Raw genomic sequence first — 10599 nt, forward strand, 5'->3', positions numbered from 1 at the left:
ATCATGCCCGTGAAGGATCTTGGATTTCGTCGGGCCGCGCCCGCCCTGGTCGCGTTCGCGGCGGTCAGGCTGCTCGGGCTGAGCGTGCTCGCGCTGTGGGGGGCGGCGGTCGACAGCAGCCCGCGCACACTGCTGTCGGCGCGCTGGGACTCCCTCTGGTACGCCCGGATCGCCGCCGAGGGCTACGGGTACGAGGTGCTCCTGCCGAACGGCGACGTCCACTCCAACCTGGCGTTCTTCCCCCTGCTGCCCTGGCTGGAGCGCCTGGTGGCGGCGGTGACCGGCTTCTCGTACGGCTCGGCCGGCCTGGTGGTCTCCGCCGTCGCGGGGCTCGCGGCGGCCTGGGGGATCTTCGCGGTCGCCGACTCCCTGTACGGCCGCCGGGTCGGGGTCCTGGCCGTCGCCGCCTGGGCGGCGTTGCCGGTCGCGATCGTGCAGTCCATGGCGTACAGCGAGTCGCTGTTCACCGCCCTCGCGGTCTGGTCCCTGTACGGGGTCCTGCGCGGCCGCTGGATCACGGCGGGCCTGTTCGCGGCGGCGGCCGGGCTGACCCGCCCGGTCGGCGCCGCGGTCGTCGCGGCGGTGTGGGTCGCGGCGGTACTGGCCCTGCGGCGCGGGGAGCGGTCCTGGCGGATGGCGGTGGGGGCGCTGCTGGCCCCGCTCGGCGCGGCGGCGTACGTGCTGTGGGTCGGGGCGCGCACCGGCGACGGCCTGCTGGGCTACCTCGACGTGCAGGGCGGCTGGGGCAACGGGTTCGACGGGGGCTGGGCCTTCGCCCGGTTCATCGGGGCCCGACTGGCCTCGCCGGCGTTCGCGGCCGGGATCGGGCTCATCGCGGGGGTGGCGCTGGTGCTGTGGCTGTACCGGCTGTGCGTACGGCAACGCCAGCCCGCGGCCCTGCTCGTCTACTGCGGGATCGTGGTGGCGCTCGCGCTGTGCGCGTCCGGGTACTTCGGGTCCAAGCCCCGGCTGCTGCTCCCCGCCTTCCCGCTGATGCTGCCGGTGGCCGCGGCGCTGGCCCGGCTGCGGACGGGGCGGGCGGTCGCGGTGCTGGGCGCGGTGGCCTCGGTCTCCGCGGTGTACGGGGCCTTCTGGCTCAACGGGTCGGGGCCCCCGTGAGCCCGGCCGGGGCCGCGGTCACGGAAGGGATCATTCCGATCCATGCTTGAGTAAAGTAATTGACCTGCGGTGATAAACGACCGGTAAGTGGGTCGATAATCGCCCTGCGGGCGTTTCAATCGGCAGTGGAATAACGGGAATTAAGTACCGTGTGAGACCAAGTCCACATCACATGGTCATCACAAAGCCGGCGATTCGACCGGGCCGAGCTTCGACGCGCGGTAACGTCGATTGAGTGCGTACCGACCATATGCTGACCCGTCTCGAGCGGGTCTTCGCCCGGCTCGACCGGGAACCAGAGCGACCGGCTCATCTGCAAACTCCGCGGATGAGCCGGCACCGCGTCGTGCTCCTCGGTTCCACGCTCGCGTTCTATCTCGCGATCGTGGTCGCCGTGTTGACCACGTCCTGGCTCGTCCGGTTGGACTGGCAGATCATGTTCTTCCGGCCCTACGAGCAGTGGCCGCAGCTGCACGCCTTCCTCGACTACCTCGTCGTACTCGGTCAGCGCGGGCCCACCGCCGTCATGGTCGCGGCCTGGCTCGGCTGGCGCTCCTGGCGGCAGCACACCCTCCGCCCGCTGATCACCCTCGGCGTGGCGCTGCTCCTGTTGAACGTCACCGTCGGCGCCGTGAAGATCGGCCTCGGCCGGCTCGGCCCGCACTACGCGACCGAGATCGGCTCCGCCGAGCTCTTCGCGGGCGGCGATATATTTCCTTCCGGCCACACCGCCAACGCCGTCGTGACCTGGGGAATCCTGGCCTACCTGGCGTCCACCGTGGTCACCCGGCGGGTGCTGTCGGTGGTGTCCGCGGTCGTCTCGTTGAGCGTCGGCGCCACCACCGTGTACCTCGGCACCCACTGGGTGAGCGACGTACTGCTCGGCTGGACCGCCGGCCTGCTGATCCTGTTGGCGCTGCCCTGGTCCGAGCCGCTGGTCGCCCGGGCCGAGGCCTACGTCTTCGAGCTGCGCGAACTGCTGCGCCGCCGGCTGGAGGAGGGCCGGGTGTCCGAGCCGGTCGCCGCCGCGCTCACCCCGTTGCTCTCCGCGGGCGGCAAGTGGCAGCTCCGGCGGAACGTGGAGGCGGCGCCCGCCCCGGCCGCCGCTCCGGCCAACCCGCAGGCGCAGGCCGCCGGCCAGCCCGCCGCCAACGCCCCGACCGGCCACGGCCCGACGCCCAGGCCTGTCGCGCACCTGACCACCCGCCCGCACGTGATCCGGTCCGAGCGGACCCCGGTCACCCCGGCCGGCAGCCGCCGGCCGCCGCACACCGAGCGGACCACCGCCCGGGGGGCGCCGGCCCGGCCGATCGCGGGCGGCTGAGCCGCCCCCGACCACCGCGCGGAGCGGTACGCACGACCCTCCCGCGACATCGCCCCAGCACGGCGGGCCGGTTCATCGAACCGGCCCGCCGCTGTCGTTCACCTGCCCGGCCCGTCAGCATTGCGCCCTGAGGTTCCTCCGTACCGGGTCACGCTTGTGTCACGGATTGTCGACAGTCCTTTGCCCGGGCCCACTTACCCGGAAGTGGCCGACAAGAGGCCCGGAGTCATTCCTTTTCGACCCGCGACACGCCCGCCGCGAAGGCTGTTTCCCATTCCGTTCCAGGGCCACGGAATTCCTGCCGGAGGATTGCCGGAGAGCCACCGAAGGAGTGGTACTGAACCCCCGTCAGCTTCCTTGCGGGTTCTTCACGGATCGGTCGAGAAGGTCACTCGGGGCCCGGATCCCCCGGTCGGCTCCACCGACTCGGCGACGTCGAACTCACACCCGAGATCATGAGGAGAATCACAAGTACGTCCAGGTTCACCGCGCTGCCGACAGGCGGCTCCGTCCGTCAGCAGCCCGGGACGGCGAGGTCGCCGGCCCGCTTCACCAGGGCGCAGACGGACGCGAGGGAGATCTTCCAGACGCCGTCCTGGAGGACGGCGCTCCCCTTGGTCTCGGTCAGCACCGGGAATCCGCTGACGAGGAGGTCGTACGTGACCTCGGCCCCGGTCGGCGAGGTGAAAGTGACCCCGGTGACCTCGGACGACACGGCCGCGGCCCGGGGATGGTCCGCGACGGCGGCCAGCAGCGGTTTGAGCAGGTCGCCGTTCTGGAGGAGCCCGGCCTTCCGGTCGGCGGAGACCGACGGGTCGAAGAACGCGGCCCAGTTCTCCTCGATCTGCTTCGTGGCCGCCGCCGGGTCCGCGGGGCCGTCCGCCCGGGTCGCCGTCGCGGGGGCCGAGGAGGCGCTCGCGGCGCCGTTCCCGGTCGCCGCGGCGGTGCAGGCGGTGGCGGGTGCCAGGAGCAGCGCCGCCGCCACCGCCCAGGCGATGCGGCGGGAGGGTCCGTGTCCGCTCATGCCTCCAGGGTCGGCGCGTTCGGGACCGCCCGCAAGAAATGGCCCCGGCGCCGGTCAGCGGGGCCGGGGCGCCGGGCCCGGGGCCCTGCCCGGCGCGGGGGCGCCGATCGCGGGAGCCGTCCCGGCGGGCGGGGCCGTCGGCTTGGCCGCGGGGCCGGGCCGTGCGGGGAGCGGCGCCGTGTGCGTCGGCTGCGGGGCGGGGAGGGTCAGCCGCGTGCCGACCACCAGTGCCTCGGGCGTCGAACCGATCAGGGCCCGGTTCGCCTCGTACAGCGCCCGCCAGCCGCCCGGCACCCGGTGCTCGCGCGCGATCGAGTACAGCGACTCCCCCACCCGCACCACGTGCGTGCGCCCGCTCAGCCCGTACCGCTTCGAGCACACCGGCCAGGCCTCCCAGCCCTGGGTGTCGAGCACCTCCTCGGCGGTCCGGATCTGCTGTTCCCTGGTCGCCAGGTCCGCCCTCGGCGCGAAGAGCAGCCCTCCGTGTTCCTCCCAGGTCGGCTGCCGGAACTGGAGCCCGCCGTAGAACCCGTTGCCCGTGTTGACCGCCCAACGCCCGCTGCTCTCGCAGTCGGCCACGCAGTCCCAGGGCCACTCGCCGCCCGGCCCGCAGTCCCCCGGACCGGTGCCCACCACGCCGGGGGAACCGGGGTGCGCCGCGCCCGCGGGGCCGGGGGCCGGCGGCGGTGGAGCCGCGGCGGCGTGGATCGGGCGGACGAACACCAGCGCGGCGGCGACCGCGGTCGCGGAGGCGACCCACCGGATCCGGAGGTTGGGCATCGGGTCACGCTACGCGGCCCGCCGCCGACCTCCCGGACCGCCGCGCGACCGCCCCGGCGCCCACCCGGACGGCCGACTGCCGGCCTCCCGCGAACCGGCCGGCAGCGACCGGCAACTGAGCACAAACAGAAAAGAGTTGGCACGAAAACAAAGCCCCCGTCGAGCCGTTCACCCTCCCGGGTGGCCGGTTCGATTCCGTTCCCTCAAACGGCGTGACCGACCCCGCCGCTCCTGCGTTGTGCCCGGCGAGCCGGGACCCCCCGGCCCCCGCTCGCCTAGTCCGAGGAGCCACTCCGTGCCGCGCATGCTCGACGTCAGTGATGAGGTACGTGCCGAGATCGGTGACGAAGAAGCCGACAGGCTGCTCGTCGGCGACGACGCGCCGGGCAGTTACGACTGCACTTCCTGCCGCACCCCCGGCAACCCCGAGAGCGACCCCACCAGCACCGTCCTGTTCGTCGGCGAGGAGACGGCGGTCCTCGCCTTCGCCCACGCCACCTGCATCCCCTCCCAGGTGGTCTCCGTGCCCGAGGCCCAGCTCCAGGGCGCCGTCGCCAGCATCACCGGCGACAGCCCGGCGGCCGCCCCCTCCCCGGTCGCCCCCGGCGGCGCGCCCCAGTCCGTGCCCGGCGGTCAGGCCGTCCTCGGCATCACCAGCGGCCTGGTCCTGATCGACAACGAGCTGCACCCCGCGCTGGTCGTCGAGCCGACCGCCCCGATCGCCCGTCCCGGCACCACCGGCCCCGGCGACGACTTCCTTCCGCTCCTCATCGAGCAGGGCTTCATCCCGGTCACCGACACCAAGCAGCTCCCCTCGCCGCTGGCCGGCTGGTCGGTCCTCCTCGCCGCCGGGCAGCTGCACGCCGTGCTCCAGCCCGGTCCGGCCGGCGGCAGCCCGATCCACTGGTGGCAGGCGCACCAGGCGCTGTCCGTGACCGACGGCTGGCGAGCCGCCGTCAACAAGACCCAGCGCGTGCTCATCTACGCGGCTCCGGTCGGCTCCATCGGCCAGCAGCCCCGCGAGGACCTGCTCCGCGACGCCCTCGACAAGGCCGCCGCCAACGGGCAGCTGGTGGCCGCCTCCATGCCCCTGGCCGGTACCCCGGGCGCCTGATCCCCGCGCCCTTCCCGCTCGTCCCTCACTCCCCGCCGAAACGGTCGCCCTCCCCCGCCGAAGGGGCCGGACCGCATGCGCCGGGGGTGCGCGGTCCGTCCCGCGCACCCCCGGCGATCTGCGTTTTCTCCCCGTTCACCCCGCATCCGCAGAGCCCCGGGTTCGTTGGCTGATACGTGCATTCACACGACGTCTCCCGCGCCCCGTCCCATTCGAGCACCGTCCCCCCGATGCGCCCGTCCCGGGATCGGGACATCGCCCCGATCGCCTCGCACACCCCGATCTACGACACGTTGTACTCGGAGTACCTGCGCGCCTTCCGGACCCTGCCGGGTGACCGTACGGGCGAGGAGGACCTCGGCTTCACGGCCTTCTCCTACGGGGGCGGCCACGGCGGGTCCGGGGCGGGAGGCGGCTCGTACGCGGCCGCCTGGAGCACGCCCTCCTGGCAGCAGGTGGAGGCCTGGCAGCCCGCCCCGTACGTCCCGGCCCCGCTGCCCTCGTACGCCCACTCCACGGGCTCCGGTCAGGGATACGCCAACGGGCGGCAGCACCAGTCCGGGATGCAACACGTCCCGGCGGCCCTGCCGCCCGCTCCGCGCCGGGGCTACTGACCCCGGCGGCAGTCGGCGCGTACGCCTACTTCTTGTACTGCGCGCCGCGCTTCTCGCGCACCCGCACCGAGATGTGGATGGGGGTGCCGGCGAAACCGAACTCCTCGCGCAACCGGCGCTCGATGAAGCGGCGGTAGCCGTGCTCCAGGAAGCCGGAGGCGAAGAGGACGAAGCGCGGCGGCTTGCTTCCCGCCTGGGTCCCGAACAGGATGCGGGGCTGCTTGCCGCCGCGGATCGGGTGCGGGTGGGCGGCGACGACCTCGCCGAGGAACGCGTTCAGCCGACCGGTGGGGACGCGCGTCTCCCAGCCCGCCAGCGCGGTCTCGATCGCCGGGACCAGCTTCTCCATGTGGCGGCCGGTGAGCGCCGAGACGTTGACGCGGGGCGCCCAGGCGACCTGCTGCATCTCGGTCTCGATCTCGCGTTCGAGGTAGTAGCGGCGCTCCTCGTCGAGCTCGTCCCACTTGTTGTACGCGATCACGATCGCGCGGCCCGCCTCGACGGCCATGGTGATGATGCGCTGGTCCTGGACGCTGATGGTCTCGGTCGAGTCGATCAGGATGACCGCGACCTCCGCCTTCTCCACGGCGGCGGCCGTGCGCAGCGAGGCGTAGTAGTCGGCGCCCTGCTGGAGGTGGACCTTCTTGCGGATGCCCGCGGTGTCCACGAACTTCCAGGTGACCCCGCCGAGTTGGATCAGCTCGTCGACCGGGTCGCGGGTGGTGCCGGCCAGTTCGTTGACGACGACGCGGTCCTCCTTCGCGACCTTGTTCAGGAGCGAGGACTTGCCCACGTTGGGGCGGCCGATCAGCGCGATGCGGCGGGGGCCGCCGATGGCGGTGCCGAAGGTCTGCGAGGGGGCCTCGGGGAGGGCCTCCAGGACGGCGTCGAGCATGTCGCCCGTGCCGCGTCCGTGCAGGGAGGAGACCGGGTGCGGCAGGCCGAGGCCCAGCGACCACAGGGACGCCGCGTCGGACTCGCCGCTCTGGCCGTCGACCTTGTTGGCGCAGAGCACGACGGGCTTGCCGGCCCGGCGCAGCAGCCTGACGACGGCCTCGTCGGTGTCGGTGGCGCCGACCTTGGCGTCCACGACGAAGACGACCGCGTCGGCGCTCTCGATGGCGTACTCGGCCTGGGCGGCGACGGCGGCATCGAGGCCGAGGACGTCCTGTTCCCAGCCGCCGGTGTCGACGACCTTGAAGCGGCGGCCGGCCCATTCGGCCTCGTAGGTGACGCGGTCGCGGGTGACGCCCGGCTTGTCTTCGACGACGGCCTCGCGGCGGCCGATGATGCGGTTCACCAGGGTCGACTTGCCGACGTTCGGCCGGCCGACGACGGCGAGGACGGGCAGCGGGCCGTGGCCCGCCTCCTCCAGGGCGCCTTCGACGTCCTCGACGTCGAAGCCTTCTTCCGCGGCGAGCTCCATGAACTCCGCGTACTCGGCGTCGCCAAGTGCTCCGTGGTCGTGCTGGTCGTTCATGAAGTCCGTTCCTCGTCGTTCGTGGTGATCGGTGGTACCCGCGCGGCGCGGTTCCACTACTGGGTCAAGTCTCGCTCAGCGCCCGGTGAGGCGCTTGGCGTCGGCCAGGTGGGCGGTCAGCCGGTCCTGGATGCGTACGGTGGCCTCGTCCAAGGCGGTGCGGGTGCGACGGCCCGTGCCGTCCCCGGCGTCGAAGGCGGAGCCGAAGACCACGTCGACCCGGCTCTTGAGGGCCGGCAGGCCCTTCACGAGCCGGCCGCGGCTCTCGGTGCTGCCGAGCACGGCGACGGGCACGACGGGGGCGCCGCTGCGCACCGCGAAGTACGCGAGGCCGGCGCGGAGCGAGGCGAAGTCGCCCTCGCCCCGGGTGCCCTCGGGGAAGATCCCCAGGGCGCCGCCGTTGTCGAGCACGTCGAGGGCGCGGCCGATGGCGGTGCGGTCGGCGCCGGTGCGGTCGACCTTCACCTGCCCGATGCCGTCGAGGAACGGGCCGAGGGGACCCACGTACGCTTCCTTCTTGATCAGGAAGTGCAGCGGTCGCGGCGCGGTCCCCATCACCATGGGCCCGTCTATGTTGTGGGAGTGGTTCACGGCGAGGATGACGGGGCCCTTCGCGGGCACCTTCCAGGCTCCCAGTACGCGCGGCTTCCACAGCCCGTACATCAGCCCGATGCCGATCCTCCGGCCGACCGCCGCACCCTTGAGGGAGGGCGTTCCGCTCACTGGCGACCCGCCCGCTTCCCGGCGTCCTCGGCCGCGCTCTGCCGCTCCGCGACCAGCGTCACCACGCATTCGATGACCTGGTCGAGCGTGAGCTCGGTGGTGTCCACCTCGACCGCGTCGTCGGCCTTGGCCAGCGGGGAGGTCTTGCGGCCGGAGTCGGCGGCGTCCCGCTTGATCAGGGCTTCCTTGGTGGCCGCGAGGTCCGCGGCCTCCTTGCCGCGCAGTTCGCCGCTGCGGCGGGCGGCGCGGGCCTCGGCCGAGGCGGTCAGGAAGACCTTGAGGTCGGCGTCGGGCAGGACCGTGGTGCCGATGTCGCGGCCCTCCACGACGATGCCCTCGGCGCTCTCGGCGGCCTCGGCCGCGATCGAGCGCTGGAGTCGGGTGATCAGGGCGCGCACCTCGGGGACGGCGCTGACGGCGCTGACCTTGGAGGTGACGTCCCGGGTGCGGATGGGGCCGGCGGCGTCCAGTCCGTCGACGGTGATGGTGGGCGCGGACGGGTCCGTGCCGGACACGATGGCGGGCTTGTCCGCGGCAAGGGCGATGGCCTGCGGGTCGTCGATGTCGACGCCGTTGGTGATCATCCACCAGGTGATGGCCCGGTACTGGGCACCGGTGTCCAGGTAGCGCAGCCCGAGCTTGGCGGCCACGGCCTTGGAGGTGCTGGACTTGCCCGTGCCGGAGGGACCGTCGATGGCGACGATCACGGCGGACGGAGCTGCGGATTCCACGGTGCGGGCACCTTCCTGGTTGCGCGTACGTGTCCGGGCGCGCCAATAGCGCCCCTCCCCAGGTTACCGGGCCCTGGCCGCTCCCCGTCCCGCCCGGGAGGGACGGGCCCGCGTCGACGCCCGGGAAGGGCGGTGACCGGCGGGAATACGGGGCGGCGGCCGGGTACCCGGGCGGTACCGGCCGCGGCTTGGGGGGGTTACTGCTGGCGCAGCGCCCAGCCGCGCTCGCGCAGTTCGGCCTCCAGGGGCGCCACCGCGCGGGGCTCCACCATCAGCTGTACGAGACCGGCCTGCTGTCCCGTCGCGTGCTCGATCCGCACGTCCTCGATGTTCACGCCGGCCCGGCCGGCGTCGGCGAAGATCCGTGCCAGTTCGCCCGGCTTGTCGCTGATGAACACCCCGACCGTCTCGTACGCCATCGGCGCCGCGCCGTGCTTGCCCGGGACCCGGACCCGGCCCGCGTTGCCCCGCCTCAGCACGTCCTCGATCCCGGCGGCCCCGCCCCGGCGCTTGGCCTCGTCCGCCGACTGGAGCCCGCGCAGGGCCTCCACCGTCTCCTCCAGGTCGGCGGCGATCCCGGCCAGGACGTCGGCGACCGGTCCCGGGTTCGCGGAGAGGATCTCCACCCACATCCGCGGGTCCGACGCCGCGATCCGCGTGACGTCCCGGATCCCCTGCCCGCACAGTCGGACGGCCGTCTCGTCGGCCTCCTCCAGTCGGGCCGCCACCATGCTCGACACCAGTTGGGGGGTGTGCGAGACGAGGGCCACCGCGCGGTCGTGGGCGTCCGCGTCCATCACCACCGGGACGGCCCGGCACAACGCCACCAGTTCCAGCGCGAGGTTCAGCACCTCGTGGTCGGTGTCCCGGGTCGGCGTCAGCACCCACGGGCGGCCCTCGAACAGGTCGGCGGTCGCGGCGAGCGGCCCGGACCGCTCCTTGCCGGCCATCGGGTGCGTGCCGATGTAGGTGCTCGCGTCCACGCCCATGGCCGTGAGTTCCCGGCGCGGGCCGCCCTTGACGCTGGCCACGTCCACGTAGGCGCGGGCCAGGTCCCGGCCGATCGCGTCGGCCAGCGCCGTCGCGACGTGGGCGGGCGGGACGGCCACGATCGCCAGGTCCACCTTGTGCTCGGGGGCCTCGTCCGTGCCGGCGCCCAGGGCGGCGGCCGTACGCGCCTGCGCCGGGTCGTGGTCGACGAGGTGCACGGTGATGCCGCGGGCGGTCAGGGCGAGCGCCGCGGAGGTGCCGATCAGTCCGGTTCCGATGACGACGGCGGTTCTCACGAGCTGCTCCAGGATGATCGCGTGACGGCGGGCCTGACTCAGGGTAGCCGGCGCGCGCGGCGCGAGGGCCCGGTGGCCGGCCCGTGGGACGACCGCCGGGCCCTCGCGGACGGGGCCTGGGTCCTGTCGTCGAAGTGGCGCCGGTAGGACCCGCGGTCTCCGGTGCCGTGCATCGCAAGGCGCAGCGGCGCCCGTGTACGGGACGTACTCGGGTGCCGACAACGCGGCGAGGTGCGGTACCGGACACCGCGGGCCAGGCGGGACTTCGACGACAGGACCTAGTGCAGCGCGTCGCAGGTCCTTTGCCGGTTGGGCGTGGCTGGATTGGTGACGCTGTGTGAGCGCGCAGGCATCCTGCGGGAAGCGGTCCTCGGACGACCCGGCTTCGGTCCGGCACACGGTGG

10 protein-coding genes are annotated in these 10599 nt (G+C 73.4%); 4 read left to right on the top strand and 6 right to left on the bottom strand.

What is annotated here, in order from left to right; genetic code table 11:
• Positions 1 to 3 precede the first annotated feature (3 nt).
• Positions 4 to 1119, top strand: a complete 1116-nt coding sequence (locus OTB19_RS23605) for a glycosyltransferase family 39 protein (protein ID WP_267800356.1) — start codon at positions 4 to 6, stop codon at positions 1117 to 1119.
• 235 nt (positions 1120 to 1354) lie between these two features.
• Positions 1355 to 2443, top strand: a complete 1089-nt coding sequence (locus OTB19_RS23610; protein WP_267800357.1) for a phosphatase PAP2 family protein — start codon at positions 1355 to 1357, stop codon at positions 2441 to 2443.
• A 514-nt stretch (positions 2444 to 2957) separates the two neighbouring features.
• Here OTB19_RS23610 and OTB19_RS23615 read toward each other — a convergent pair.
• Together OTB19_RS23615 and OTB19_RS23620 are read right to left on the bottom strand one after the other, a co-directional pair.
• On the bottom strand, positions 2958 to 3467 hold the full coding sequence (locus tag OTB19_RS23615) for a hypothetical protein (RefSeq protein WP_267800358.1): 510 nt from the start codon (positions 3465 to 3467) through the stop codon (positions 2958 to 2960).
• A gap of 54 nt (positions 3468 to 3521) precedes the next feature.
• Positions 3522 to 4247: a transglycosylase family protein gene (locus OTB19_RS23620; RefSeq protein ID WP_267800359.1), complete on the bottom strand. Its 726-nt coding sequence runs from the start codon at positions 4245 to 4247 to the stop codon at positions 3522 to 3524.
• A 295-nt stretch (positions 4248 to 4542) separates the two neighbouring features.
• On the opposite strand from OTB19_RS23620, the gene OTB19_RS23625 reads away from it, so the two are divergent.
• Positions 4543 to 5361: a hypothetical protein gene (locus OTB19_RS23625; protein WP_267800360.1), complete on the top strand. Its 819-nt coding sequence runs from the start codon at positions 4543 to 4545 to the stop codon at positions 5359 to 5361.
• A gap of 230 nt (positions 5362 to 5591) precedes the next feature.
• Positions 5592 to 5975, top strand: coding sequence for a hypothetical protein (locus OTB19_RS23630; RefSeq protein ID WP_324289531.1), 384 nt, complete (start codon positions 5592 to 5594; stop codon positions 5973 to 5975).
• Positions 5976 to 6000: 25 nt separating this feature from the next.
• Here OTB19_RS23630 and der read toward each other — a convergent pair whose 3' ends face one another.
• The 4 genes from der to OTB19_RS23650 all read right to left on the bottom strand — a co-directional run bounded on the left by der (position 6001) and on the right by OTB19_RS23650 (position 10195).
• Positions 6001 to 7455: a ribosome biogenesis GTPase Der gene (der, locus tag OTB19_RS23635; RefSeq protein WP_267800362.1), complete on the bottom strand. Its 1455-nt coding sequence runs from the start codon at positions 7453 to 7455 to the stop codon at positions 6001 to 6003.
• Positions 7456 to 7530: 75 nt separating this feature from the next.
• Positions 7531 to 8118, bottom strand: coding sequence for a lysophospholipid acyltransferase family protein (locus tag OTB19_RS23640; RefSeq protein ID WP_267800369.1), 588 nt, complete (start codon positions 8116 to 8118; stop codon positions 7531 to 7533).
• A gap of 56 nt (positions 8119 to 8174) precedes the next feature.
• Positions 8175 to 8909 carry a (d)CMP kinase gene (gene cmk, locus OTB19_RS23645; RefSeq protein WP_267800363.1) on the bottom strand — a complete coding sequence of 245 codons (735 nt, stop codon included), beginning with the start codon at positions 8907 to 8909 and terminating at the stop codon, positions 8175 to 8177.
• 197 nt (positions 8910 to 9106) lie between these two features.
• Positions 9107 to 10195, bottom strand: coding sequence for a prephenate dehydrogenase (locus OTB19_RS23650; protein WP_267800364.1), 1089 nt, complete (start codon positions 10193 to 10195; stop codon positions 9107 to 9109).
• Positions 10196 to 10599: the final 404 nt, after the last annotated feature.

It is taken from the genome of Streptomyces sp. H27-H5, assembly GCF_026627505.1.
Taxonomy (GTDB): Bacteria; Actinomycetota; Actinomycetes; order Streptomycetales; family Streptomycetaceae; genus Streptomyces.